Annotated in this window: 20 protein-coding genes; 10 read left to right on the top strand and 10 right to left on the bottom strand. The window is 64.6% G+C overall.

Annotated features, from left to right (window positions below; all coding sequences use genetic code 11):
- Nucleotides 1-117 precede the first annotated feature (117 nt).
- Nucleotides 118-1,077: an IS481 family transposase gene (locus tag ASPU41_RS03510; RefSeq protein ID WP_069949745.1), complete on the top strand. Its 960-nt coding sequence runs from the start codon at nt 118-120 to the stop codon at nt 1,075-1,077.
- A 71-nt stretch (nt 1,078-1,148) separates the two neighbouring features.
- Here the strand turns inward: ASPU41_RS03510 and metH are convergent, their stop codons facing one another.
- Nucleotides 1,149-4,799, bottom strand: coding sequence for a methionine synthase (gene metH, locus ASPU41_RS03515; protein ID WP_069949746.1), 3,651 nt, complete (start codon nt 4,797-4,799; stop codon nt 1,149-1,151).
- Nucleotides 4,800-5,912: 1,113 nt separating this feature from the next.
- Here metH and ASPU41_RS03520 point away from each other — a divergent pair.
- The 3 genes from ASPU41_RS03520 (at nt 5,913) to ASPU41_RS22975 (ending at nt 10,226) form a co-directional block, all read left to right on the top strand.
- On the top strand, nt 5,913-7,028 hold the full coding sequence (locus tag ASPU41_RS03520) for a HupE/UreJ family protein (protein ID WP_083266336.1): 1,116 nt from the start codon (nt 5,913-5,915) through the stop codon (nt 7,026-7,028).
- Complete coding sequence (locus ASPU41_RS03525; RefSeq protein WP_069949747.1) at nt 7,025-9,613, top strand: outer membrane protein assembly factor BamB family protein; 2,589 nt, start codon at nt 7,025-7,027, stop codon at nt 9,611-9,613. The genes ASPU41_RS03520 and ASPU41_RS03525 overlap by 4 nt, the downstream gene beginning before the upstream one ends.
- Nucleotides 9,614-10,118: 505 nt before the next feature.
- The gene (locus ASPU41_RS22975; protein ID WP_231941465.1) at nt 10,119-10,226 is read left to right on the top strand and encodes a TetR/AcrR family transcriptional regulator; all 108 of its coding nucleotides are present in this window, start codon (nt 10,119-10,121) and stop codon (nt 10,224-10,226) included.
- A gap of 256 nt (nt 10,227-10,482) precedes the next feature.
- On the opposite strand, the gene ASPU41_RS03530 is transcribed toward ASPU41_RS22975, so the two are convergent.
- The 8 genes from ASPU41_RS03530 to ASPU41_RS03565 form a co-directional block, all read right to left on the bottom strand.
- Nucleotides 10,483-11,586 (bottom strand): oxidoreductase, encoded by a 1,104-nt coding sequence (locus ASPU41_RS03530; RefSeq protein ID WP_197515743.1) that lies wholly within the window; start codon nt 11,584-11,586, stop codon nt 10,483-10,485.
- Between the two features lie 218 nt (nt 11,587-11,804).
- Complete coding sequence (locus tag ASPU41_RS03535) at nt 11,805-12,023, bottom strand: hypothetical protein (RefSeq protein ID WP_069949749.1); 219 nt, start codon at nt 12,021-12,023, stop codon at nt 11,805-11,807.
- A 68-nt stretch (nt 12,024-12,091) separates the two neighbouring features.
- Nucleotides 12,092-12,451: a hypothetical protein gene (locus ASPU41_RS03540; RefSeq protein ID WP_157356920.1), complete on the bottom strand. Its 360-nt coding sequence runs from the start codon at nt 12,449-12,451 to the stop codon at nt 12,092-12,094.
- A 14-nt stretch (nt 12,452-12,465) separates the two neighbouring features.
- The gene (locus ASPU41_RS03545; protein WP_069949751.1) at nt 12,466-13,188 is read right to left on the bottom strand and encodes an SDR family NAD(P)-dependent oxidoreductase; all 723 of its coding nucleotides are present in this window, start codon (nt 13,186-13,188) and stop codon (nt 12,466-12,468) included.
- Between the two features lie 20 nt (nt 13,189-13,208).
- Nucleotides 13,209-13,976 carry an SDR family NAD(P)-dependent oxidoreductase gene (locus ASPU41_RS03550; protein WP_069949752.1) on the bottom strand — a complete coding sequence of 256 codons (768 nt, stop codon included), beginning with the start codon at nt 13,974-13,976 and terminating at the stop codon, nt 13,209-13,211.
- Nucleotides 13,973-15,367 carry an MFS transporter gene (locus ASPU41_RS03555; RefSeq protein WP_083266337.1) on the bottom strand — a complete coding sequence of 465 codons (1,395 nt, stop codon included), beginning with the start codon at nt 15,365-15,367 and terminating at the stop codon, nt 13,973-13,975. Before ASPU41_RS03555 ends, ASPU41_RS03550 begins: the two co-directional genes overlap by 4 nt.
- The gene (locus ASPU41_RS03560; RefSeq protein ID WP_069949753.1) at nt 15,367-16,254 is read right to left on the bottom strand and encodes a polysaccharide deacetylase family protein; all 888 of its coding nucleotides are present in this window, start codon (nt 16,252-16,254) and stop codon (nt 15,367-15,369) included. Before ASPU41_RS03560 ends, ASPU41_RS03555 begins: the two co-directional genes overlap by 1 nt.
- Nucleotides 16,255-16,330: 76 nt before the next feature.
- Nucleotides 16,331-17,350: an asparaginase gene (locus ASPU41_RS03565; protein WP_069949754.1), complete on the bottom strand. Its 1,020-nt coding sequence runs from the start codon at nt 17,348-17,350 to the stop codon at nt 16,331-16,333.
- A gap of 290 nt (nt 17,351-17,640) precedes the next feature.
- Between ASPU41_RS03565 and ASPU41_RS03570 the strand changes: the two genes are divergently transcribed.
- On the top strand, nt 17,641-18,696 hold the full coding sequence (locus ASPU41_RS03570) for a LacI family DNA-binding transcriptional regulator (RefSeq protein ID WP_069949755.1): 1,056 nt from the start codon (nt 17,641-17,643) through the stop codon (nt 18,694-18,696).
- Nucleotides 18,697-18,962: 266 nt separating this feature from the next.
- On the opposite strand, the gene ASPU41_RS03575 is transcribed toward ASPU41_RS03570, so the two are convergent.
- On the bottom strand, nt 18,963-20,408 hold the full coding sequence (locus tag ASPU41_RS03575; RefSeq protein ID WP_197515744.1) for a PucR family transcriptional regulator: 1,446 nt from the start codon (nt 20,406-20,408) through the stop codon (nt 18,963-18,965).
- 120 nt (nt 20,409-20,528) lie between these two features.
- Here ASPU41_RS03575 and pxpA point away from each other — a divergent pair, with 120 nt between their 5' ends.
- Genes pxpA through ASPU41_RS03600 form a run of 5 tightly spaced genes read left to right on the top strand, consistent with a single transcriptional unit; the run spans nt 20,529 to nt 24,779 of the window.
- A complete protein-coding gene (gene pxpA / locus ASPU41_RS03580; RefSeq protein WP_069949757.1) occupies nt 20,529-21,272 on the top strand; it encodes a 5-oxoprolinase subunit PxpA in 744 nt (247 codons plus the stop codon).
- A gap of 37 nt (nt 21,273-21,309) precedes the next feature.
- On the top strand, nt 21,310-21,555 hold the full coding sequence (locus ASPU41_RS03585) for an acetyl-CoA carboxylase (protein ID WP_069949758.1): 246 nt from the start codon (nt 21,310-21,312) through the stop codon (nt 21,553-21,555).
- Entirely contained in the window at nt 21,552-22,901 is a 1,350-nt protein-coding gene (locus ASPU41_RS03590) for an acetyl-CoA carboxylase biotin carboxylase subunit (protein ID WP_069949759.1), read from the top strand. The genes ASPU41_RS03585 and ASPU41_RS03590 overlap by 4 nt, the downstream gene beginning before the upstream one ends.
- On the top strand, nt 22,898-23,803 hold the full coding sequence (locus ASPU41_RS03595) for a 5-oxoprolinase subunit B family protein (RefSeq protein ID WP_069949760.1): 906 nt from the start codon (nt 22,898-22,900) through the stop codon (nt 23,801-23,803). Before ASPU41_RS03590 ends, ASPU41_RS03595 begins: the two co-directional genes overlap by 4 nt.
- Entirely contained in the window at nt 23,793-24,779 is a 987-nt protein-coding gene (locus ASPU41_RS03600) for a biotin-dependent carboxyltransferase family protein (RefSeq protein WP_069949761.1), read from the top strand. Before ASPU41_RS03595 ends, ASPU41_RS03600 begins: the two co-directional genes overlap by 11 nt.
- Nucleotides 24,780-25,408 lie beyond the last annotated feature (629 nt).

A 25,408-nucleotide genomic window follows, 5' to 3' on the forward strand; every position in this document is an offset into this window, starting at 1 on the left:
AAGCCTAGGTGTATTAACCACGGACGTTGGTGACAGGCGGCGTGGTTAGGTGACAAAAAGAAGACCTCCGGGTGGAGTGGGCTTGTCTAGAGTCCAGTTCCACAAACGGAGGTCTTCATGTCCCACCCTAATGCTTTTCTCGCTCCCCGGGGACGGCTGCAGCTGGCCAAGTGCGTCGTCGATGACGGGTGGCCGTTGCGTCGGGCTGCGGAGCGGTTCCAGGTGTCCGTGCCGACAGCGGCACGCTGGGCCGGCCGTTACCGTGAACACGGCGAGGACGGGATGGAGGACCGCTCCAGCCGCCCACTGAGGTGTCCCTCGCGGACCCCGCAGCGGCGGGAGCGGCGGATCATCGCCCTGCGCGTGAACCGGCGGTGGGGGCCGGCCCGGATCGGGTATCTGCTGGGCATCCACCCATCCACCGTGCACAAGGTCCTGTCCCGGTTCGGGCTGGCGAAACTGTCCTGGCTGGACCGTGCCACGGGCCGGGTGATCCGCCGCTACGAGCACGAGAAGCCCGGCGACATGATCCACGTCGACATCAAGAAACTCGGACGCATCCCCGACGGCGGCGGGCACCGCGTCATGGACAGGGCAGCGGGCAAGAGGAACAAGACCGGAACCGAAGCGAACCGGCGCCCCGGCTACGCCTACCTGCACAACGCCGTGGATGACCACTCCCGCTTCGCCTACACCGAGATCCTCGAAGACGAGAAGAAAGAGACCGCCGCCGGCTTCTGGGAACGCGCCAACGAGGCCTTCAACGCCGCCGGCATCACCGTGAAGCGCGTCCTGACAGACAACGGCTCCTGCTACCGCTCCCACGCCTTCAAAGACGCCCTGGGCCCGGACATCACGCACAAACGAACCCGGCCCTACCGCCCCCAGACCAACGGCAAAGTCGAGCGCTTCAACCGCACCATGCTCGAGGAATGGGCCTACGCCCGCCCCTACACCTCAGAGGCCGAGCGCGTTGCCGCTTTCCCGGCCTGGCTCCATGACTACAATCATCATCGAGGCCACACCTCACTCAAGGGTCAGCCACCAGCAAGCCGCGTCACTAACCTCAGTGGGTAATACACCTAGGCCCGGTTCCCGCTGAAACCGTCCGGCACGCAGCAATCCGTGCCTGAGATCACGCATCTGGCTCACACCTTGAAGTACTTCGCCTCCGGGTGGTGGAACACGAACGCGTCGGTGGACTGCTCGGGGTGCAGCATCAGCTCATCGCTCAGCACCACGCCCATCCGCTCGGGTTTCAGGAGCTCCGTCACCTTGCGGCGGTCCTCCATGTCAGGGCACGCGGGGTACCCGAGCGAGAACCGCGCACCGCGGTAATCGAGCTTGAACAGGCCGGCCTTGTCCTTCGGCTCCTCGGCCGCGAAACCCAGCTCTGAGCGGATGCGCGCATGCCAGAATTCCGCCAGCGCCTCGGTGAGCTGCATGACCAGGCCGTTGAGCTCGTAGTAGTCGCGGTAGTGGTTCCCGGCGAACAGCTCGGAAGTCACCTCCTCGATCTTCGAGCCGGCGGTGACCAGCTGCACCGGAAGCACGTCCACCTGGCCCGATTCGCGCGAGCGCACGAAGTCGGCGAGGCACAGGTGCCGGTCGCGGCGTTGGCGCGGGAAGTCGAACCGCAGCCGCTCGGTGCCGATCGGACCGCCGGATCCGCCGTCGGGGGCGAGCAGTCCCGCGGTGCCGAGGACGCCGTCGTGGTCCTCTCCGTGGTGCAGCACCACCACCTGCTCCCCCTCGGAGACCACCGGGAAATAGCCGTAGGCGACGGACGCATCGAGCATGCCTTCGCCGAGGATGCGGTCCAGCCAGTACCGCAGGCGCGGCCGGCCTTCACGTTCCACCAGTTCCTCATAGGAGGCGCCGTCATCGCCGCGGCCGGGCTTGAGCCCCCACTGCCCCATGAAGGTGGCGCGCTCGTCGAGCATGGCCGCGTAGTCGTGGAGTGCCACGCCGCGAACGATGCGTGTGCCCCAGAACGGCGGCGACGGCACGTGGTTGTCGGCGGCGACGTCGGAACGGCCGGGCATTGCCTCCGGTTCGGTCACCGTGAACTTCGGGCCGCCTTTGTGGATCCGTTTCTTCAGCGGCGGAAGGCCGACGGTGTCCGGGTCAGCGCCGCGGGCCACCTGCACCAGCGGTTCCATGAGTGCGAGGCCCTCAAAGGCGTCCTTGGCGTATCTGACGGTTCCTTCGAACTGCTCCGCCAGGTCCTGCTCCACGTAGGCGCGGGTCAGGGCTGCGCCGCCGAGGATGATGGGCCACTTCTTCGCGAGGCCACGGGACTGCAGTTCGGCGAGGTTCTCCTTCATCACCACAGTGGACTTCACCAGCAGGCCGGACATGCCGATCACGTCGGCGTTATGGTCCTCGGCTGCGGCCATGATCTCGGCGATCCCCTGCTTGATGCCGATGTTGATGACTTTGTAGCCGTTGTTGGTGAGGATGATGTCCACCAGGTTCTTGCCGATGTCGTGCACATCGCCGCGCACAGTGGCGATCACCATGGTGCCCTTACCCGAAGAATCCGACTTCTCCATGTGCGGCTCAAGCAGGGCGACAGCGTTCTTCATCACCTCGGCGGACTGCAGCACGAACGGCAGCTGCATCTCGCCGGCACCGAAGCGCTCGCCCACAACCTTCATGCCCTCGAGCAGCTGGTCGTTGATGATGCCGAGCGGGGTCATGCCCTCGGCGCGCGCCAGGTCGAGGTCCTCTTCGAGGCCCTTGCCTTCGCCGTCGATGATGCGCCGTTGCAGGCGTTCGCCGGTGGGCAGCGCCGCAAGTTCCGCGGCGCGCTGGTCCTTCAGCGCTGCGGTGTCGACGCCGGCGAAAAGGTCCAGCATGCTATTCAGGGGGTCGTACGTGACGTTGCCGTCGGCGTCGTATTCCCGGCGGTCCCAGACGAGGTCCAGCGCCACCTTGCGCTGCTCCTCCGGAAGGGAAGCGAGCGGCACGATCTTGGCGGCGTCGATGATGCCGCTGGACAGGCCGGCCTGCACGGCCTCGTGCAGGAACACCGAGTTCAGGGCCATGCGCGCCGCCGGGTTCAGGCCGAACGACACGTTCGAGACGCCGAGCGTGGTGTGGATTCCGGGGTACTTCGCGGTGATCTGGCGGATGGCCTCGATCGTTTCGATGCCGTCCCGGCGGGTCTCTTCCTGGCCGGTGGCGATGGGGAAGGTCAGGGCGTCGACGATGATGTCTTCCACGCGCATGCCCCATTCGCCCACCAGAGCGTCGATGAGGCGGGAGGCGATGGCCACCTTGCCCTCGGTGGTGCGTGCCTGGCCCTGCTCGTCGATGGTCAGGGCGATCACGGCGGTACCGTGTTCCTTCACGAGCGGCATGATGCGCCCGAAGCGGCTGTCCGGGCCGTCGCCGTCCTCGTAGTTGACGGAGTTAATCACGGGGCGTCCGCCGATGAGTTCGAGCCCGGCCTGCAGCACGGGCGGTTCGGTGGAGTCGATGACGAGCGGGAGCGTGGAGGCCGACGCGAAACGGGAGACGATCTCCTTCATGTCGGCGACGCCGTCGCGCCCCACATAGTCAATACAGACATCGAGCAGGTGCGCACCGACGCGGACCTGCCCGCGGGCGATGTCGACGCAATCGTCCCAGCGCTCGTCGAGCATCGCCTGGCGGAACGCCTTCGAACCGTTAGCGTTGGTGCGTTCGCCAATGGCGAGGTACGCGGACTCCTGGTCGAAATTCACATGATGGTAGAGGGAAGCGATGCCGGCTTCACGCTCGGTGGGAACGCGGCTGCCGTCGGCGCCCCTCCCGCCGCTGGTGACGGCGGCGCTGGTGCGCAAGGGCGCAAGACGTTCGACGACGGCGGCCATGTGCTCCGGCGTCGTACCGCAGCAGCCGCCCACCAGGCCGAGGCCGAATTCCCGCACGAACTGCTCGTGCGCGGTGGCGAGTTCGGTGGGCGAGAGCGGATAGTGCGCGCCGTTGGCACCAAGGACGGGCAGGCCGGCGTTGGGCATGCAGGCGATCGCCACGGAGGACTGTTTGGAGAGGTGGCGCAGGTGCTCGCTCATCTCATCCGGCCCGGTGGCACAGTTCAGGCCGATGGCGTCGACGCCGAGCGGCTCGAGCGCGGTGAGCGCGGCGCCGATCTCGGAGCCCATCAGCATGGTTCCGGTGGTTTCGACGGTCACCTCGACGAAGATCGGGAGCCGGATGCCGCGGGCCACGATCGCCTGCTTGCAGCCGTTGACCGCGGCTTTGGTCTGCAGGAGGTCCTGGCTTGTCTCGATGAGGAAGGCATCCGCTCCCCCGTCGATGAGGCCCCCGGCCTGCAGGGCGAAGGTCTGCTTGAGGTAGTCGTAGCTGGTGTGGCCGAGGCTGGGGAGCTTGGTGCCCGGACCCATCGAGCCCAGGACCCAGCGCATCCGTCCGTCTGTTTTTTCTGCCGCCTCAGCGCGTTCGCGGGCGATCCCCGCCCCCTTGCGGGCGAGCTCCTCAATCCGGTCGTCGATGCCGTAGTCGGAGAGGTTTGACCAGTTGGCGCCGAAGGTGTTGGTTTCCACCGCATCGATGCCCACGGCGAAGTACGCGTCATGAATGTCCGCGAGGACATCCGGTCGCGTGGCATTGAGGATCTCGTTGCAGCCTTCCAGCCCCAGGAAATCGGCCTCAAGCGACAGTTCCCGGTCCTGCAACATGGTGCCCATCGCCCCGTCGGCAATGACGACCCGGTGGTTCACTGCATCCAGCAGTTCCTGCGAACGGACGGGGCGTGGGACGGACTCAATATCAAGCGCAAAACGAGGCATCTAAACAGACTACGGGCGGGGCCGGGAACGTTGCGATGTGTGTCCACGTACTACGACGGCTCGACAGTCTTGACTACCGCAAAGACGGCGCGGACGACGGCGAGGTCTCCCCGCGTCGACCGCTTGCGTTGGGTGCCGCGCACCTACAGCGGGGCTGCGCGAGGCGGCAGTCGCCGGGGTTTCCGTTCTGCCCGATCTCGCGGTCACGCGCGGCTGGCTGCAGCTGATCGCCGAACACCCCGGGCTGGCCTGCCGGAGCTACGAGGCTCTGGCGCCGTAGCGGGACAGCACCGGGAATACCTGGTTTCGGTCCGTGTCCGCGACGACGTTTGAGACCCGGATGCAGTGGGCCGCGGCACCTGCCGGATCCGGATCCGGTGCCGTATTTGGTGGCGGCGGTTGGGGTGCTGCGTCTGCCAGCCACGTAGTGGTGGCAAAACAAATCAAACGCTCCGGACTTGAACAAGCAGACCGAAAACTTTGCTACAAACTGGCCGATATCGGATCTTACGGAAGGTCCGCTTGACGAAATCACGCATATCGGCCTGTGAAAATGTCCGGTCTCAGTTTTGTTGGCAAAAATCTCAATAGACGTGGCAACCTACGGGTTTTCGTCCTTGTCTCACTCGAGTTGGCAACGCAGGTCGGCGGCGCCCATGGAGCCCGCGGGCCGAAGGGCTGCGCTCCAGCGCCGAGACGCATACGGAATTGCCAACTTAAGTGAGACAAGGGCCGCACGATCTGTCTCAGTCAACTTGGCAAAACCCCACGTCAGCGTTGCCAACTTCACTGAGACCGGACACAGCACCCGCCGAAACACCCTTTCCGCATATGGCCCACTTGGCCATGCAAAACAGCGCCATTACGGGGGTCTGCACCCATCCCGTGAGGGCGTCGATCAGATGCCGGCCCAAGTCTGGCGGTCATGAACACCACGACGAGCGATCCCACCCGATCCGCGGGGAGCAGCCCAACGCCACCCTGACGCTTGGGAGTACCGTAATCATTCCGCCGTCTGGGAAGATGCTGGCGTTAACCTGAGAGCCACCTGGAAGACGAACCCCGAGAGTAGGTTGGCTTACGCCCGCCGGATCCCTCTCTAATTGAGTTCCCGTGTTCGTCCTGCGCCACCGCGCCTCGCTCTTCACCCTCCCCTGCTCGCTGGCCCTGTTGACAGCCGTCCTGCTGACCCTTGGTGCACCGCCAGCTTCCGCCCACGTGCGGGAAAGTCCGGGTTACTCGACGGTCCGCGGCGAGGGCGCGCAGGTGGTCTACACCCTCAGCCTGGAGTATGAGCTGCTGGCCCGGGCCGTGGACCTGGGCCCGGAGGCGGCCGCCGCCGCAGACGACTCCGCCCGGCGGGGGGCGCTGCAGAACGCCCGCCCGGCCCTGCAGACGTATCTGGCTGAGCGGCTCACCGTCTCCCTCGATAACGCCCGCTGCGCGCCGGAGCTCGCCGGCACCTCCACGGAAGAGCACGATGGCGCGCCCTTTGCCCGCCTGGACCTTCGCTACAGCTGCCCCGGTGAGAACGGCGAGTACCGCATTCGCTACGACGTCTTCTCCCCTAGGGACGCCGTCGTCGATGGGCACACCAACATCGTCGACTACAGCCTCAGTGGCGCCCAGGGACGCGAGATGTTGGATGCTGGCCACCGGGAATTCGTGGCGGGCAGCTCTTCCCCGGCCGCGGCCGTCGGCCGCTTCGGCGCCATGGGAGTGGAGCACCTGCTCACAGGCATGGACCATGTCCTCTTCGTCGTCGCCCTCCTGCTGGGGGCGGCACGGCCGCGGCAGCTTGTGGCGGTACTGTCCATGTTCACCCTCGCGCACAGCCTCACCCTGGGAGCGGCGCTACTGGGCCTGGTCCACGTCCCCGCCGAGATCGTGGAGCCCCTCATCGCGCTCTCCATCGTCTTCGTGGCGGTGGAAAACCTGCTCGGCGCCCGCGGCCGTATGCCCGTGACCTTTCTGTTCGGCCTGGTCCATGGCCTCGGCTTCGCCGGGAGCCTGCAGGTCGACGGCCGGGTGGACTGGTCCATGCTGCTTTCCCTGTTCAGCTTCAACCTCGGCATCGAAGTCGCCCAGCTGTTGCTGGTGCTCGTCGGCTTCCCCCTGATCCTGCTCGTGCGCCGGACCCGCTTCGCGGTTCCGGCGGTACGCGGGGCGACCACCACGGTCGCAGTCATAGGCTTCTTCTGGTTCGTCGAAAGGTTCTTTTCCGGATGAAAATTCAATCTACTTCTCACCCAAAGCGGCTCCGGCTGGCGCTCTACTCCGGCACCGCCGCCCTGTCCGCGCTCGTCATCGCCGCGCCCCTGACCGCGGCGGTCGCCGAGACCGTCAGCCCACCACCCAGCGCCACCATCTCGGGCCAGGTCTTCGAGGACCGCAACGGCAACGAGGCGCGCGACGCGGGCGAGCCGGCCCTGGCGGACGTCAGCGTCTCGGACGGCAACAGCGTGGCTGTTACAGACGCGGACGGCCGTTATAGCCTCACCATCTCAACCGAGCGCCGCGGCACGGATCTAGTGTTCGTTACCCAGCCCACGGGCTATTCCGTGGGCTTGGACGAGTTTAAATCTCCCAAGTTCTACCGCAACGTCGGCGCCCTCGCCGCCGGCGATGCCAAGACCGCTGACTTCGCCCTGCTCAAGGACACCAAGTCCGCTGGCGGCAACTTCACCTTCGGAAACGTTGCGGATCCGCACGTGAACGCCCAGCTGCCGGACCAGATCGCCGAGATCAACTCCACCCAGCAGGACCTGGCCTTCATCCAAGTCAGCGGTGACCTGACCAACAACGCCACAGACACCCAGTTCAACACCTACAAGGCCGGCACGGCTAAGTCCAAGGTGCCGGTCTGGCCGGCCGTGGGCAACCACGAGTACTCCGCCGGAACGGACTACTCCGCCCGAATCAACAACTACCGTAACCACGTCGGCCCCGAATGGTACTCCTTCGACTACGGCGACCGTCACTTCCTCGTGCTCGAAAACAACGGCGCGGCCCCGTTTGAGGAACAGCTCGCCTGGGCCAAACAGGACCTAAAGCGCAACGTCAAGGACGGCAAGCACCTGGTGGTGCTCACCCACCAGCCGATGAATGTCCCATTCGGCTCCAAGGAGGTCTACGACCAGTACGGCTCGCTGCTGGAGCAGTACAAGGCCGAACTGATCCTTGTGGGTCATGAGCACTCCAACGACGTCGAACCGAACAGCGCTTTCGCTGGCACGGCCAAGCACGTCCAGACCACGTCGAGCTCCTACACAATCGACAACGCTCCGCGCGGCTTCCGCTACGTGCACATGACGGACGAGTCCTTCGACAACCCCTTCCGCATGTATTCGGCCGAGAAGGAGCTCACCATCACCAGCCCGGCCGACGGCGCCCCCGTTCCGCTCGCCGGCTTCCCCGGCATTCAGGCCGATGCCTACGACACCACCGACGCCCCTGTGAAGGGCCAGTTCAGGGTCGACGGCGGAAATTGGCGCCCGCTGCAGCACACCGGCGAGTTCACCTGGTTCTCTGAACTGCCGGCGGACTTGCGCCGGCTGGGCCAGCACACCGTCGACGTGCAGATCTTCGACGCCACCGGCGCCTCCTGGACCAAGACCTCCACCTTCACCCTCACCGACGAGAAGCCCCTGACGCCGGTGCCCGGAGCCGACTGGGCCCAGCACCACGGCGACGCCGCCCACACTGGCGCGGCGGCCGACGTCGTCGGCTCCGGCCAGCGCCTGGCCTGGTCCTACCGCACAGCCGGCAGCTTCCTGACCGGTTCCCCCGTGATCGTTGACGGTGTCATCTACGCCGGCACCCGCGACGAGAACGGCGACGGCAACAGCGAGGTCCACGCCGTGGAACAGTCCACAGGCAAAAAGCTGTGGAGCTACAAGGTACCGTCCTCCGTGCACGGCAGCATCGCAGTCGCTGAGGGTACGGTGTACGTTCCCACGCTGCGCGGCACGCTCTTCGCCGTCGATACGGCCACCGGCCAGCTGAAGTGGCAGCACGATCCCGAGCCCGCCCCGGCAGGCTTCAACCAGCGCACCTACGGCTACTACGGCGTCACCGTCGCCGACGGCAAGGTCCTGTACCCGTACCAGACCCGCCACGGCGAGGCCAAGACCGGCCTCCTGCTCGCCCTGGATACCAAGACCGGCCAGCGCGTCTGGGCCTCGGCAATGAGCGGGTCAACCATGAGCGACGGCACCCCTGCCGTGGCAGACGGCAGAGTCTATGTTGGCAGCCAGACTGCGGACCGCGTCCTGGCTTACGACCTGAAGACCGGCGCCAGGCTCTGGCAGTCCGGGGCCGAGCTCGGCGGCTGGCAGGACGGCATCCCGGCGGCCGCTAACGGCAAGGTCTTCATCGGCTCCAACAACGGCATTATCGCCCGCGACGGAGCGACGGGCGCGACCCTGTGGACCTACCGCAGCCCGAACCCGTCGCTGATAAACGGCGGTGCCACCCCGGCCGCTCCGACCATCCGCGGCAATGTGGTCTACATGGGCTTCCCCAGCGGCGAGGTCGCGGCGCTGGACGCCACGACGGGCTCGGTGCTCTGGACGAAGCTGCTCCCGGGCAATCTGGACCGCGGCGGCGTACACACCTCCCCAGCGGTGTCCGGAGACTCGCTGTTCGTCGGCTCCAACAACGGCAGTTTCTACTCCCTCGATGCCAACACGGGCCAGGTCACCTGGGAGTACGGCATCGGCGCGTGGGTTTCGGCCGGGCCGGCCGTGAGCGGGAACACGGTCGTTGCCGGCTCTTTCGACGGGAACCTGTATGCGTTCACCTCGACCAAGTGACCTGAGGTTGGACGGTATGCGGTAGGTAACTGCCGCTCCGACAACGGCGGGGGACGGCTCCGATGGGCCATCCCCCGCCGCTATGCCTTAACGCTCCGTCTGTCGAGAGGGACCTCCGCTAGCCTGAGGCCGCCCAATCGGGGCAGCCTTTTGACAGGCATTGTTCTCCCTAAGAGGGCTGATCCAGCGCCCGGTCAGAAATCCCGGCGGATCGTCCAAGGCCGTAGGAAGGATCGCCTCAGAAGCTGCCTTTGCCCTGCAGCCGGCGACATGTTGGGCGCCGCGTCTCAGCGGTTGCGAATTTCTTCCAACGCCAAACCCAGCACGAGCACGTCGGATTCTGAGAGCGTATGCAGAGCATGGATGAACGCTTCGATGTCCAAAGCGTCGACGTCACGTCCGTATGACGAGAACCTGATCCAGATGTCTCACAGGGTGAAGTCGCCACCTTCCAATCCGGATGCGCGGAAACCTGGTGGCAGCGCAGATGGTGGGGCTGATGCTGATGCGGTACGTAATCCGGCTCGATCGCCTCGCTTGGACGTCCCAAGACGATGTGGTGCGTCTCGTCGCGCCGAACGTCCAGCACTATCTCACGGGCGACCCTACCTAGCGCTTACATCGCATCCAGGGTCGTTGCGGCCGGGACGTCGACGCTTTGATGCCTTTGCCCCCTGAAAGGAGCGCGACGGCCGGGCGAAGTTTGCCGCGGTGGTCCGCGCGACGGGCACGATTGGACGGTACGCCCCGGCCTTTGCTGCATGACAGCCGGACAGGGCCACCTCATCGGCAGACCATCGATCCATCCCAAGGACAGGGCGGCCTGGTTCGAGGCCTCATGCCGGGGCCGGTCCGTTTGCAGTGCTGCCTTACGCGGGAAGCTCCAGTTCCCAGTCCTTGACATCCGCTACCGGAGCGAAGATGCTGGCGTCGAGCTCGTCAAAGGGCAGGTTATTCCGTACGCGGTGCGGCCAGTTCCGATTAGCCAGGGCCCCCTTGCCCAGGGCGACAACGTCCGCACTGCCGTCGCGCAACATGGACACGGCCGTTTCCGGGTCGTCAAGGTTGCCATTGGCTATCACGGTTAACCCCGAGTGTTGTTTGGCCAGGGCAGCCAACGACTCAGGCCCGTCCGCGAATGCCGGGGCCGCGGCCCGGTATTCGGTGGTGTGGATAAAATCAATTCCCGTTGCCCCCAGGGTTTCAAAGATGATCCGGGCTTCCTCAGCGCCCCCGCTCCACCGGTGTTCGTTGTCGCTCACCTTGGACTGGGAAATACGGATTCCCACGGTCATGTCCGGGCCTACTGCCGCGCGTACGGCGCGGCAGATCTCGGCGGCGAAACGCACCCTGTTATCGGGCGTGCCCCCGTAGTTGTCAGTCCTGTGGTTCAGGTAGTCCGTGAGGAACTGATCAAGGAGATACCCGTTGGCGCCGTGGATTTCGACGCCGTCGAATCCGGCCTGCTTGGCATGAAGCGCCGCCGTGACGAAACCGTCCCGGACCTCGTCCATCTGCGCCGCGGTGATCTCTCCCGGGACAGGGTAGGGGCCTTTTCCGCGGTAGAAGGTTAGCTGTTCGCCCTTGGGTGCAACAGCTGACGGACCCACGGAGGAGTCAACGTACCGGTTCCCCTGGGACTGTGCCCCTGCATGCATGAGCTGGGCGAATATGCGGGCACCGGCCAAGTGGACAGCCTCCACGACCTTTGCCCAGGACTGTGCTTGTTCCTTGGTGGCTATGCCGGGCTGGAACAGATAGCCCTGGCTGTACGCGGTGTCAGGGTAGATACCCTCGGTGATCAGCAGCCCGAAGTCACCGCGAGCATACGCCTGATAGTACGAGACCATTCTCTCGGTCGCGTGACCGTCCTCGGTGGCACTGATGCGTGTCATGGGAGCCAGGGCAACACGGTTGGACAGCCCGGTTGGGCCGATCTGCATAGGGGACCAGAGCGGTGCGAAATTCGGCACGAATATCTCCTTCATTTTTTGGGGATTTCTAATGAAAGGGAGGCCGCCATCGCAGTGAAGGGGGCTCCGTAAGAGCGAAAACGACGGGGCACAGGCCTGTTTTTCAGCGCGATCGGCCAGTCCGCCGGCAAGTCCCAGCCCCGCTAGCTAGAAACTGTTCCACCGGAGTGGTTCCGGTTGCCTTGGCGGCCGGGCTTGTTGTTTGTCGCGGACTCACTTCACCATTCCTGGCGTTCTCGGGTCAGGCCGAAGGGCACGGTCTCGCTGAGCTCGACGGTGAAGCAATTGGGTCCGTGGCGTGTGACGAGAATTCCTCGGCATCGTTCGCGCATTGCGCGCTCCCGTGCGGCAGTCACCGCTTCGTCGAGCTCGCGGTCCATGCTGGCACGGTCCGTGGCCGTCACCGTTAGCGTCAGGTCGGGTGTGGTGGTTCTCACGTGGCTCTCCTTCTGATTCTCTGTAGATTGTGGGCCCGCCACCGGCGCCGAGGATAATTTGCCGGCGTTTATACGGCGGCCCTTGCTGTAAGTCCGCTGCCCACTTGGGCGGTGCGCGCCGGCAGGCCCTCGTTGTCCGGGTCATCCGCATAGGCCTGTTGGTGCTTGAGCAGACGGCTCAGGAGGGATGGATCCGTGAAGACACTGATGACGGCGGCCCACACCTCTTCGACGGTATGGCATATCCGTTTTGACCCTGTGGGGGCTGAAAGCAGCCAACCGTCGGACAGCGCCGTGACGTAGGGCACTCCAGGCTGTCCCTTGCTTATCGCGTTCACCGTCTGGGCCACGATCAGGTGCTGCCGGGTGGTCCGCACTACTCCAAGCACCGGGTCCGGTACGGTCGTTCTTCCACAGGCGCCGCACATGGTTCCCCCCTTTCTTAAGGCATCACATCGCCGGAGTTTGGGCCGAGGGTTTGTCCGACGAAGAGGTTACCTCCGGGGTCGCTGGCCAGCAGTAGTGCTGTGGGCGCCACCTCCGCGGTCGTTCCGAACCTTCCCAGTGGGAGTTCCTCCCGCTTGGCGGCTTTCCAGCTCTCGGAGATGCCGTTGACCAGCGGCGTCTCGATGGGGCCCGGGGCGATGCTGTTGACGAGCACGTTGTCTGCGGCGGTTTCCAGAGCCAGAGCCTTGGTCAGGCCTACGACCCCGGCCTTGGCGGCGCTGTAGTGGCTGAGCCCGGTGCCGCCCTTGATGGCCAACTGGGAGGCGATGTTGATGATGCGGCCCCACTTCTGCTGCCGCATCTCCCCCACCACCTCCCGGCAGCAGAGGAAGACGCCCGTCAGGTCGACGGCAATCGTTTCGTTCCACATGGCCAGGGTCATATCCTCGAGCGGTGATTCGGTCAGCAGTCCTGCGCTGTTCACGAGAATATCGATGCTCCCGAGCTGCGCACGGGCGGCGGCGAAGGCGGTCCGCACGCTGGCTTCGTCGGAGACATCGACGGCGATTGTTCCCGCCGCGCCGGACCGGTCGAGGACAGCCACTCTGTCGCCGTTGGCGGTGAAGGCTTCGGCGATGGCTTTGCCGATGCCGCTGGCTCCGCCTGTGACCACTACAGCGCGTCCCTTCGTGTGAAGGGAGGCGTCGGGGTTGTTCATTCTTGTCCTTCCGGGCTTTTTCAGGCGCGCATCTTGATGGTAAGACCGCCGTCGACGATCAGGGACTGGCCGGTGACGTAGGAGGCGTCATCTGAGGTCAGGAAGCCGATCACGCTGGCGACCTCCTCGGGCCGTCCGACCCGGCCCCAGGGGATTTCCAGCCCGGCGCGTTGCAGTCCGTCAGGACCGAGCGAGTTCACCGGGTCCAGGGACTGGGGCGTCTCGATGAGTCCGGGAATCACGGCGTTGGCGCGGATGCCGCGCGGTCCCAGCTCTGCGGCCACGCTGCGGATCAACCCGAGCACGCCGGCCTTCGCGGCCGCGTAATGGGCATGTTCCTCCCATCCGTAGACTCCTCCGGCAATGGAGGACACGGCAACCATCGCTCCGCCGCCGGTCATCCGCGCGGACCCGGCCCGCAGTGTCCGCATCACCCCGGTGAGGTCGACGTCTAGCATATCGTCCCAGCGCTCATCGGTCATCTCGCCCAGGGGCGAGTTGCGCAGGATTCCTGCGTTGGCCACCGCGTAGTCCAGACGGCCGTACTCCGCCAGGGCGCGTTCGGCGAACGCATCGACGGACGGGGTGCTGCGGACATCCACTTCGTGGACGACTCCCTGGCCGCCTGCGTCCTTCACCAGGCGGAGGGTTTCTTCCGGGTCGTGCGGGTCCCCGGGAAAGGTGCCGATCACCGCGTGCACGCCGCGTTGGGCGTAGTGGACCGCGAGTGCCCGTCCAATGCCACTGGCAGCTCCGGTGATCACGGCCACCTTGGTTTCCGGTGTCATGCTTCGACTTCGTGCGGGTGGTCCTCGAGCAGGGCTTCTACGGGCGGCTTGGCGGCGATCATCAGGAGTCCGGAGAACAGCGTTCCGGCGGCGCCGACCCACAGGGCTGCAGTGCCGGTTCCCGCGCTGGCTGTCGCAGCTGTGAACAGTGCACCGCCGAGAATGATGCCGGGCTGGCTCATCGCGCCGATGAAGGCGGTGCCCGTGGCTCGGCAGCTGACGGGGTAGCACTCGGCCATGAAGTACTGGATTGCGGCGTAGGGTCCGACCAGGAAGAACAGTCCGGCTCCGTAGGTGACGATGATCATGAAGGGGCTCGTGGCGAAGGGGCTGAGCATGATGCTGAACGAAATGCCGGAGAGAATCCAGCCGCCGATGATGGTCCGTTTGCGGCCGATCTTGTCACCGAGCCATCCGTGGAAGACGTAGCCGAAGTAGGCCAGCATGTTGATGACGATCAGCATCCAGAAGGCGTCGGAGAGTTCCACGCCCTTGGCGTTCTTCAGGACGGAGCTGCCGAGGATGCTGAAGATCATGATGCCGAAGAAGTTGAAGATCCAGGCCAGCGAGAAGACGATCGTGTTCCGGCGCAGGTGCGGTTCCCAGATGCGCTTGAGCGGGGCCGCGGAAGAGTGTTCGACGCCGTAGGCGCGGGCCAGGGAGTGGGCTTCCTCGGTCTTGCCGCTCTTCTCAAGTTCGGTCAGCTTGTGGTGCAGCTCGAACTGAGGTGTCTCCTTGAGCTTCTTGGCAATGGCCCACACGATGATCACGGCCGGAATAGTTGCCATGAGATAGAGGGCTCGCCATCCGAGGGACGGGAGGAAGGCGAGGGCAAGGGCACTGGCGAGCAGGAAGCCCAGCGGCCAGCCGCCCTGGATGAAGGAGTAGTGGAAGCCGGGGCGCTTGCGCTTATCGGCGACTTCGGTGACCTGGTAGACCTCGTTCATGTAGGTCGCGTTGACTGCCTGCTCCGAGAAACCGAGCCCGCCGAAGGAACGCACCAGCACGACCAGGGCGTTGCTGAGGAACGGGATTCCGGTCGGGATCAGGGCCGTCAGACCGGAGACAGCGGCGGTTCCGCCGACGGTGACCATCATGCCTTTGCGGCGGCCGAGCCTGTCGATGACGGGGCCGATGCCGAAGGCGACGACAGCGGTTCCTACGGCGATCCAGGTGTTGATTGCGTAGGCTTCGGTTTCGGTCCATCCAAACTCTTCCTGCATGGCCGGCAGGAGGGTTCCGAAAAGTCCGTAGTCGAACACGGCTACGGTCCAGGCAAGCAGGGCCAGCACGGTGGCGGTGGTCGTGTGGCGCTTGGAGAATACCGGGAAGCGGCGTTTCTCGTTGGGTGCGGGTGTCGTCAGGTCGACGCCGGGCTGCTGGATGGTCATTACTGGTTTTCCTTTCGGGGGCTGCGGGCGAGGAAGGAGTCTGCGATTTGGTCGAATGTGAGCCAGCTGACGCCCTCGTGGGAGTTGATGTGTTCGATGAGGCGTTCGAGCATGAGCAGGACCTGGGGGCGGCCCGAGACATCCGGGTGGATTGTCATGGTGAAGACGGCCTGGTCCATTTCCCGGTAGACCCAGTCGAACTGGTCGCGCCACATTTGTTCGATGTCCCGGGGGCTGACGAAGCCGTGGGAGTTCGGGGCGGCCTTGATGAACATCATGGGAGGAAGATCGTCCAGGTACCAGTTGGCCGGGATCTCGACGAGGTCGGTCTCCTTGCCCCGGACGAGCGGCTCCATCCAGGTCTCCGCGGCCTTGGTGTAATCGATCTTCTTCCAGCTGTCACCGACACGCACGTAGTAGGGCTCGAAATCGCGGTGCATCAGGGAGTGGTCGTACTTGATCCCGCGTTCCAGGAGGATCTCGTTGGTGACCGGGGAAAATTCCCACCAGGGAGCGACGTAGCCGGTGGGGCGGCGGCCGGAGACCTTTTCGATGAGTTCGATCGACCGGTCCAGGATGGCGGTCTCCTGATCGCGGGTCATGGCGATGGGGTTTTCATGCGAGTATCCGTGGACGCCGATTTCGTGTCCCGCGTCCACGATCATCCGGGTCAGGTCCGGGAAGGTCTCGATGGAGTGGCCGGGCACGAACCACGTGGCGGGAAGGCCGTACTTCTCGAAAAGGCGGATAAGGCGCGGGCCGCCGACCTCGCCGCTGAACAGGCCGCGGGAGATATCGCACGGGGAGTCCTCGCCCCCGTAGGAGCCGAGCATTCCGGCTACGGCGTCCACGTCGACGCCGAACGCGACTTGGATGTCCTTAGTCATGAGATCAACCTTTCACTGCGCTTGTTGTTAAGGTTTTGTCGTTGGGGTTTTGGTTTCGGGGTGGAACGGGGTGGAACTAGTCAGGAAGCATGCCCCGGCGGGCGAAGGTTTCCGCAATGCCGGCCGCGGGGGTATCCAGCCTGAGCAAAAGGCTCAGCAGGACCAGGGACTGGGATGGTCTGAGCAGCCCTGAGGGTATGGCACCAGCCGCGCTGAGGTCGGCACCGCCGCCGTCGCCGTAGCGGGGAACGACGGCGCCGGCTTCCACCCGCGTGCTCGTCACCACCACGACGCCGGCCGCGGTAGCATCGGCGATCTGAAGGCACAGGTCGCGGTTGGCGTTGCCGGTACCAGTCCCCTGGAGCACAATCCCGGCCGCGCCGGCCTGAAGGGAGGCCCGCAGGAGTGTTGAGTCCGCTCCCGGGTAGGCAGCTATCAGGTCCACGCGCGGCGATCCGGCACCGACGCCCGGCAACGGCAGGGGTGCTCGTCGGGACGGTGCCTGCTGCATCTGGACTTCGCCGGTGTCGGAGACCCATCCTGCTGTCCCAAAATCCGGGTTACCGAACGCATCAAGCCGGGTTGTGTGGTTCTTACGTACTCCCGCCGCCGGGAAGATGGTCCCGGCAAACGCCAGAAGTACGCCCCTGCCCCGGGCCTGCGGGGAACCGGCGACGGCGATCGCTCGCGACAGATTGCCGGGACCATCCGGCATCCGGGAGTCAGCCGCCTGCTGCGCCCCGGTGAACACCACCGGGCGGGGATCATCATGGACGAGATCGACAAGGTAGGCCGTCTCCTCCATCGTGTCCGTACCGTGGGAAACGACAACACCCAGAACCTGGGGGTCGGCCAGGGCCTTCCTGATCCATGCGCAGACGACGACCATGTCATCGACCGTCAGCAGGTATGAACCCTTCCGGAAGACATCGACCACACGGACCGGATGCGAGGCCGGGACTCCGATACTGGCGAACACCTGCTCGCCCGTGTCCGACGCCACGGCGGCTCCGGCGGTCCCCGACGCACGGGAAGAGATTGTTCCTCCCGTGGCCAGCAGCACCACGTGGGCCTCACGCAACTCTGTGACGGTCATTTTCACTCCGTTTGCTTTGCACCTTTTGCCAAGGCTCGTACCCAATCGATTGGGTTGATGGGTAAAAAAATATCCTTGCGATGTTTCCCGCCGGAACGCCCGGGCGTTTCCCCGATGTAAATACGTCCCCGCCAGGTTCCGGCACTAAGGCTACCCAATCGATTGGGTAGCCTGATGAACTGACTATAGAATGTGAAGTGCGGCACGTCAAGGGTCCGGAGGCCAGGGATACGCGGGCCAACGTGCACGCTTGATGATGAAGAGGTATTTGCGTTAGGGCAGGGGAACAAATGGAAGACAGCACAGTCACGCTGAAGGATCTCGCGAACGAGCTCGGCATCCACCCGTCGACCGTGTCCAGGATCCTGCACTCCGGCTCCGAAGTGGCGCGGGGGGCGGCCTCCGTTGCAACTGCCGAACGCGTGCGTGATCTGGCACGGAAGCGGGGCTACTCCCCGGACCCCCAGGCCGCCGGTCTGCGGACACGGCGCACCCACCTCCTGGGTGTCATCGTGCCCCGGCTTTCGGACCTCGTACTCGCCATCATGTACGAGGGCATTGAAGAGGCCTCAGCTGAGCTCGGCTATTCCACGTTTGTCATGAACTCCCGGGACGACCCGGAGGAACAACGCCGGAAAACGGACACCATGCTGGCCCGCCGGGTGGACGGGCTGATCATCGGAGACGCCCATCTGGACAGCAGCCTGTTGCGGGATCTGACCGCCCGCAAGGTCCCTTTCGTGCTCATGAACCGCCGCGCACCCGGTTACCCGTCCGCCACCTGCGACGACGTCCTGGGCGGCCAGCTTGTGGCCGACCATCTGTGGAGCAAAGGGCATCGAAACGTAGCCGTGATCGCCGGTGAGCCCTACGCCAGCACCGCCGTCGACCGGACAGCCGGTTTCGTCGACCGATGGCAATCCCTGGGCGGCAAGATTCCCCAGAAAGCCGTGGTCTGGTCCCGGTTCGACACTGCCGGCGGAAGGGAAGCGGCCGAGACAATCCTGACCGACGGCAATCCCCGTCCCACTGCCGTGTTCGCCGTCAATGACTTCGCAGCGATCGGCGCCATGGGATCATTGCGGTCCCATGGACTCACGGTCGGCCATGACATGGCGGTCGTGGGTTTCAATGACACATCCCTGGCCTCGGAGCTTCCGATCCCGCTGTCCTCGGTCCGTTCCCCCATGCTGGACATCGGGCGGACGGCGGTACAGCTCCTGCAGCGCGTCCTTGACGGCGAACACGTCGAATCCATCAGGTTGAAACCAACCCTGTGCGTGCGGGAAAGCAGCGCCCGGACGGAGCCCCCGGCCGCGGTTCCAGTGCCACCGGGCAGCATTTGATTCAGCCTCCAGGACATGGCCCGACCAACCGGCACAGGGGCGTCGCCGCTGTGGGCATATTCGTCCGGGTTTCACTGTCGCTACGACCTACAACCACATCCACTCCCTAACGTGCCGAGGCCTGGGAAGACTCGTGAGCGCACCGATAGAACGGCGTCCCGCCTTCAAAAGCGTCGCCGCCGCGGGCCCCGGACCCATCTCGGGCACACGAAATGCCCACAAGATCAGAAGACTTACGCGCATCGGGCCACGGTGCGACCACAGGATTATTGAAGCGCCGTGGCGATGCTCAGGGCGAGCATGCAAGTGGCCCGGACTTCGCCGTCGGACAAATCCAGTTTGAGGAGCTCCTCGATTTTCCGCAGCCTGTAGCTGAGCGTGTTCCGGTGGATGAAGAGCTCATCGCAGATCTCCCGGGACTTTCCGCTGTGGCGTAGATATGCGTCGAATGTCTCCCGCAAAGCGCTGCCGCCGTCGGCGGCCAACGGGGCTAACAGCCGCTGGCACATGGCCACCAGGCCCGGGCTGGGCAGCCCCTGCACAATGCCGGCGAGATCGGCCAGCGGCGCCTGGTGCACGCCGGCCGGCCCAACGTTTCGTCGGGCAAGCTGCAGCGCCAGCGGCAATTCGCTGAGGCTCAGGGATTCGGAGACGATGACGGACAATTCCGGGGCGTCCGTAAAAAACCCCCGCGTGGTCTCGAGCAGATCGGCTGCTCCGTGCCGATGCTGCAACAGAAGAGTCGTGAGCCCGGATTCCTCCATGAACCTCACCGTGCTGAACCCGGCCTGCAGCCCCACGCGTGCGCGCCAGGCGATGGCACGCAACTTTGCGGGGGCTACATCGTCCGAACTGCCGATCAGCACCGCGCCCCAGTCGCCGTCAGGGTCAAACCCGGATTCGTGGGCGTAGCGGCGCAACGGTGCCAACGGCTCACCGCGGTCCTCATAGAGTGCCTCAATGAAGCGTGCGGCCTCCCGGGAATGCAGGGGTGAATGCGACCCGAGGGTGTAGCTCAGCTGCATCGCGATGACTGCAGCGACGGGGCCAAGTATGGGCTGCAGCACGATGTCGCTCCCGATTCCCTCGATGGCAAGCCGGAATTGCTCGGAGTCGCCGCTGGGCAGGCGCAGCGCTGTTCGCGTGTGCCCGCCGTGAGCCGCGCCTGCGGAGACAAGCTCGAACGCATTGTGATCGATCACTGCCACCCGCGCGTTGACGACGTCCGCCACCCGCTCCAGAACCTCGGCCAGGGAATGCCCGCCGGCCGCCAACCGGGTGCATCCATCGGCCAGCTCCCAGCCCTTTCGCAACTCCTCGTATCGCTCGGCGGCGATGGCCTGCTCCACATGGCGCATGATCAGCACGAAGGGCACTTCCGGCGGGAGCTCCAGCAGTGGCAGGCCGTGCGCCTCGCAGGCCTGGACCAAGCCTGCCGGCAGCTCGCTGTGCGCGGCGCCCAGCCCGAATGCCAGCCCGGAGACAGGGACGGAGACCAGGCGTTCCACGTAAGCGTCCCAGATCCTGAAGTCCTTGACGTTCAGGCCCATGCCATTGGTCAGCACAAGGGCATTCACACTGAGGAAGGGCGTGGGGTCCATATGCTCGGTCGGAGCGCACCAGGTGATGGGTCGAGCCAACCGGCCTTCGCCGCCTGTAACGCGCAGGCGGATGTTGAGGTCGGCGTCGTTCGCCAAGTCTGAGATTCGCAAGGAGGCCTCCAAATGTGGCGGGAGTCGCCCGCCGAACAGTGCAATAAGCATAATGTATGCCGTTAGATTCAGCGGCCTGCACAATGTCGATAACCCGAAATGCTGAGTAGCGTTGCACCCATGCAAACAAGCGTGACTCCCGACACTCCCGGCCGTGTGCTCTTGAACTCCGATATGGGTGAAGGCCTCGGTCTTCACGAGTTCGGGCACGATGACGAACTTATGCGGATCATCGACGTCGCCAACGTCGCCTGCGGCTATCACGCCGGTGATCCGGACGTCATGAACCGGACCGTGGCTCTGGCCGCTGAGCATGGCGTGGCAGTGGGAGCGCACCCCGGCCTGCCTGACCTCGTGGGATTCGGACGCCGTCGAATGGTGCTGACCCCGGCTGAGGTCGAATCGATCATCCTCTTCCAAACCGGAGCCCTGACGGCTTTTCTGGCAAAGCACGGACTTGAACTGAACCACATCAAACCCCACGGCGCCCTCTACGGAATGCTGGCCGGCGACGAGGAACTGATGCAGGCCGCCGCCGGAACCGCCAAACAGTTTGGCGTCCCCTTCTACGGGCTCGCCGGGACCGCTCACGAATCCGTGTGCCGGGCCGTGGGGGTGGAGTTCGTGCCGGAACTCTATGTTGATCTCAATTACGGCTCGGCCGGCGAACTGCTGATCCAGCGCCGCCCGGTCCCCACGGACCCGGTCGCCGCTGCCGATCGCGTCAGCCGGGCGCTGGCGGGACAGCCCATTCTGGCCGTTGACGGCACCGAACTGGACATCTCGTTCCAGAGTATCTGCGTCCACTCCGACGCACCCAACTCTGTTGCAGTGGCCACCGCGGTGCGCGCGGTCCTGGGCTGACTCTGACTTATCCAACCATCTGAAAGCGAGCAACCTCTTGGCAACCATCGTCTCCCCGCTCCCCGGGATCTTTTACCGTAAGCCGGGCCCCGGCAAACCGCCGTTCGCCAACGAAGGCGACACCATCGAGATCGGCCAGACCCTGGGCATCGTCGAAATTATGAAGCAGTTTACCGAAATCCAATCCGATGTGGCCGGGGTCCTCGAGTCCTTCGAGGTCAATGAGGGCGACATGGTCAACCCGGGCGACGCCATCGTCGTCATCCGCGAAGGAGAGCTGTGAAGAAACTGCTCATCGCCAATCGCGGCGAAATCGCCGTCCGAGTTGCACGGACCGCACGCGAAATGGGCATCGAAACAGTCCTGGTCGCCAGCGAACCCGACGCCAATTCCCTTGCAGCCCGCACCGCCGATATCGTGGTGGTAGTGGGCCCGGCTCCTGCGCCGGCCAGCTACCTGAACCAGGACGCCATCATCTCCGCGGCCTTGGACAGCGGCTGCGATGCCGTCCACCCGGGCTACGGCTTCCTCTCCGAGAACTCCGCATTCGCCCGGAAGGTCGCAGATGCTGGGCTGACCTGGGTGGGTCCTGACGCGGATGCCATCGAAATGATGGGCAACAAGTCCATGGCCAGAGAATCCGCCCGCAAGGCCGGCGTCCCGGTACTCCGCGGCTCGGACGGACCAATGGACCCCGGGGCCGACGCCATTGAGGTGGCCCGCGGCATCGGCTACCCGCTGGTGGTGAAGGCCTCCGCCGGCGGCGGCGGCCGGGGCATCCGCTTCGTCAACAGCGAAGACGAGCTCCTGAAAACGATCGAGACGGCCCGCGGGGAGGCGGCATCCGTCTTCGGGGACCCCACGGTTTACCTGGAACGATTTGTGCAGCATGCCCGCCACGTGGAGGTGCAGATCCTCGGCGACGGAACCAGCTTCATCCACCTCGGAGACCGCGACTGCTCCATGCAAAGACGCTCGCAAAAAGTCATCGAAGAAGCACCAGCACCGGACCTTCCCGATGCCGTCCGCCGGAGGATCCGGGAATCCTCCGTGGAACTCGCCCGGGAATGCGGCTACAGCGGAGCCGGAACGGTCGAATTCCTCTACGACCCCATCAACCACGAAGCCGCATTCATCGAAATGAACACCCGGATCCAGGTTGAGCACCCCATTACCGAGCAAATCACCGGAATCGACCTGGTCCGCGAACAGCTACTGATAGCTTCCACAGGAGCAATGTCCATCCGACAGGATGACGTCCACTTCAGCGGGCACGCCATCGAATGCCGCATCAACGCCGAAGACCCGGAGCACAACTTCTTCCCCAGCCCGGGCCTCATCACGGCCATGGAGTGGCCCTCCGGCACAGGCATCAGGGTAGACACGGGCGTGGAAGCAGGATCCGTAGTGAGCCCGTACTACGACTCCCTGCTCGCCAAGCTGATCGTCCACGCACCCGACCGTGAAACGGCCATCGCAGCCATGCTGACAGCCTTGGACGGAACACACATCAAAGGTGTCAAGACCACCATCCCGGTGCACAAGACCCTTCTGGCGCGGCCCGAATTCGCCGCCGTGACCCACCACTCGAAATTCCTTGAAACCGCCGATCTCCTGGAGGCAAAATGAGCAGCCCGACACCCGCCTCACAGGAGGCACGCTACACCTGGGGCGGGGACGAATTCCTCTTCGTCGAAGTCTCAGAGTCAATGAGCCTGGCCGCCAACTTCAGGGTCATGTCCATTGCCGCGAAGCTCTCAGCCATGGAACTGCCAGGCATCGTGGACATCTGTCCCGCCAACGCCTCACTGCTCGTGAGGTTCGACCCCGACGTCCTGCCGCCGTCGACCCTCGAAAACACCGTACGAACCATCGAAGGGGACCTGACCCACCATCAGGAGCAGGCGCTCGAAACCCGGATCATCGAGGTGCCGGTCTGGTATAATGACCCCTTCACGGCGGAAGTAGCGCAGCGATTCCGCGAAGGGTTCCATCAGGAGCCGGGAGGTACCGACATTGACTACGCGGCCAAGGTCAACAACCTGAAGGATGCCGCCGAATTCATCCAGCGGCACCATGAGCAGCCGTGGCTTGTCTCCATGGTTGGCTTCGTGGCCGGCCTGCCGTTCCTCTTCCAGCTCGTCGAGCAAGAGAAACAACTGGAAGTCCCCAAGTATCTGAGCCCCCGCACCGATACCCCCAAACTGACGGTGGGCCACGGCGGCTGCTTTGGCTGCATCTATTCCGTGCGCGGTGCCGGCGGATACCAGATGTTCGGCGTTGCCGCCGCGCCAATCTTCGACCCGGCCCAGACACTGTCCGATTTCAAGGACTTCATGGTGTTCTTCCGCCCGGGAGACATCGTTAAGTTCAAGCCCGTCACCGAGGCCGAATATAACGGCATCCAGGCCGAAATCGCCGCGGGGACGTTCCGCTACCGGCAGGCACCGGTGATATTCGAGCTGTCCAAGGCCTTGGCGAATCCCGAAGGCTACAACCAGGAACTCATGGAGGCCCTCAATGGCGTTTGACCTCAAGAACCCCGGACTGGCCACCACGGTCCAGGACCAGGGCCGCACCGGCCACTACAACGTGGGTATCCCACAGAGCGGTTCCATGGACCAATACTCGGCCGAACTCGGCAATGCCCTCGTGGGCAACACCGCCAGAGAAGCCGTCCTTGAATGCACATACCTAGGCCCGGTGCTGACCACCGATACCGATGCCATCATCGCCGTCACCGGCGCCCCCGTAGAGGTCAAGGTCAACGGGGAACCCCGCCCCGAGTGGACCCGGCTCCAGCTGAATGCCGGCGACGAACTCAGCTTCGGGGTCATCCAGGGCGGCACGCGCTACTACATCGCAGTCCAGGGCGGCATCGACGTTCCCGAGGTACTCGGCAGCCGGTCCACCTACACCCTCGGCGCAATCGGCGGCTTCAACGGCCGAAAACTTCAGGCGGGAGACCTGGTTCCCGTCGGCAGCCCACTCAATGCCGGAAAACTCCCCGCCGCCGACACCGTTCCGGAAGAATTCCGCCCCGCGTTCGCGAAAGAACAGACTGTCAGGATCATGCTTGGCCTTTACGACCACCTCCTCACCGACGAAGGACTGGACAACCTTCTCAACGGCGAGTGGAAGCTGACCCCAGTCGCCGACCGAATGGGGCTGAGATACTCCGGCCCCGGCGTGAAGTGGAAAGAACGCGAGCAGCCGTTCGGGGCCGGTTCCGACCCGTCCAACATTGTGGATGCCGGCTACGCCGTCGGTTCCATCCAGATACCCGGCGGCACACAACCCATCATCCTGCACCGCGATGCCGTCTCCGGCGGCGGGTACGCCATGGTGGCCACGGTAATCAGCGCCGACATGGATCTCGTGGCCAGGGCTGCACCCGGGACGGCCACCAGGTTCGTCGCCGTCAGCCAAGACGAGGCCCTCGCGGCCCGCAAGGAACTTGCTGAACGAAAGAACAACGCGAGGGCAACCCTGGGTCCCAACAGCTGATTACAGAGGTGGTCTCTGGCCTGAAGACCACAGTTGAGTCCCCTGGGAAAGCTGCCTCCCTGAAGCGCAACCATCGTGTCTCGGCGTCAGCGCGGAACTCTTGTGCCACGGCGTTGATATCGTCCTCCCTCCGCACAGTATCGGATGGAACCCATCGAGGTTGCAGCGGGCACCCGTGGTTGGGCGTTTGATCTGATGACGACCCGCAGCAACAGTCCCGCCGAATAGTTCTAATCCGAATATGCAGTGTTACCAGTAGAACCATCCAATTCGCATCGGCTGCGAATTGGATGGTGCCCGTTGTCCTATTCGATCTCACTTGACGCACGGTCACGCTTCTTGTCGCACTGTGATGCCGGCGCCTTTACAGTTGAGGCATGTTCACCTCCGTGCCGGTGAATATACGCAGGCCGGTCGGACCCGGCCGCTGCGGCCCGGCCGCACTGCTCCCTGCAACCGAGGCCATACTTCGCAGCCGTGCGGCAACTGAATGAATAATTCCATGGCATCCGTTGCTTTTGATTGCCGATACAAGCCCCCGGTTGCTGGCGAAGTCTGCCGCATATCGGGCGTCCCGGGTGATACCGAACCGGGTAAAGACAGACTCGGCGCTTTCCCATGCCGAGCCA

It is taken from the genome of Arthrobacter sp. U41 (assembly GCF_001750145.1).
In the GTDB taxonomy this organism is placed as follows: Bacteria; Actinomycetota; Actinomycetes; order Actinomycetales; family Micrococcaceae; genus Arthrobacter.

Coding starts and splice junctions, on each gene's coding strand:
- ASPU41_RS03570 (WP_069949755.1), top strand. CDS start 17,641: ATGGAAGACAGCACAGTCACGCTGAAGGATCTCGCGAACGAGCTCGGC.
- ASPU41_RS03525 (WP_069949747.1), top strand. CDS start 7,025: ATGAAAATTCAATCTACTTCTCACCCAAAGCGGCTCCGGCTGGCGCTC.
- ASPU41_RS03545 (WP_069949751.1), bottom strand. CDS start 13,188: ATGAACAACCCCGACGCCTCCCTTCACACGAAGGGACGCGCTGTAGTG.
- metH (WP_069949746.1), bottom strand. CDS start 4,799: ATGCCTCGTTTTGCGCTTGATATTGAGTCCGTCCCACGCCCCGTCCGT.
- ASPU41_RS03560 (WP_069949753.1), bottom strand. CDS start 16,254: ATGACTAAGGACATCCAAGTCGCGTTCGGCGTCGACGTGGACGCCGTA.
- ASPU41_RS03555 (WP_083266337.1), bottom strand. CDS start 15,367: ATGACCATCCAGCAGCCCGGCGTCGACCTGACGACACCCGCACCCAAC.
- pxpA (WP_069949757.1), top strand. CDS start 20,529: ATGCAAACAAGCGTGACTCCCGACACTCCCGGCCGTGTGCTCTTGAAC.
- ASPU41_RS03595 (WP_069949760.1), top strand. CDS start 22,898: ATGAGCAGCCCGACACCCGCCTCACAGGAGGCACGCTACACCTGGGGC.
- ASPU41_RS03565 (WP_069949754.1), bottom strand. CDS start 17,350: ATGACCGTCACAGAGTTGCGTGAGGCCCACGTGGTGCTGCTGGCCACG.
- ASPU41_RS03510 (WP_069949745.1), top strand. CDS start 118: ATGTCCCACCCTAATGCTTTTCTCGCTCCCCGGGGACGGCTGCAGCTG.
- ASPU41_RS03540 (WP_157356920.1), bottom strand. CDS start 12,451: ATGTGCGGCGCCTGTGGAAGAACGACCGTACCGGACCCGGTGCTTGGA.
- ASPU41_RS03550 (WP_069949752.1), bottom strand. CDS start 13,976: ATGACACCGGAAACCAAGGTGGCCGTGATCACCGGAGCTGCCAGTGGC.
- ASPU41_RS22975 (WP_231941465.1), top strand. CDS start 10,119: ATGCGGTACGTAATCCGGCTCGATCGCCTCGCTTGGACGTCCCAAGAC.
- ASPU41_RS03600 (WP_069949761.1), top strand. CDS start 23,793: ATGGCGTTTGACCTCAAGAACCCCGGACTGGCCACCACGGTCCAGGAC.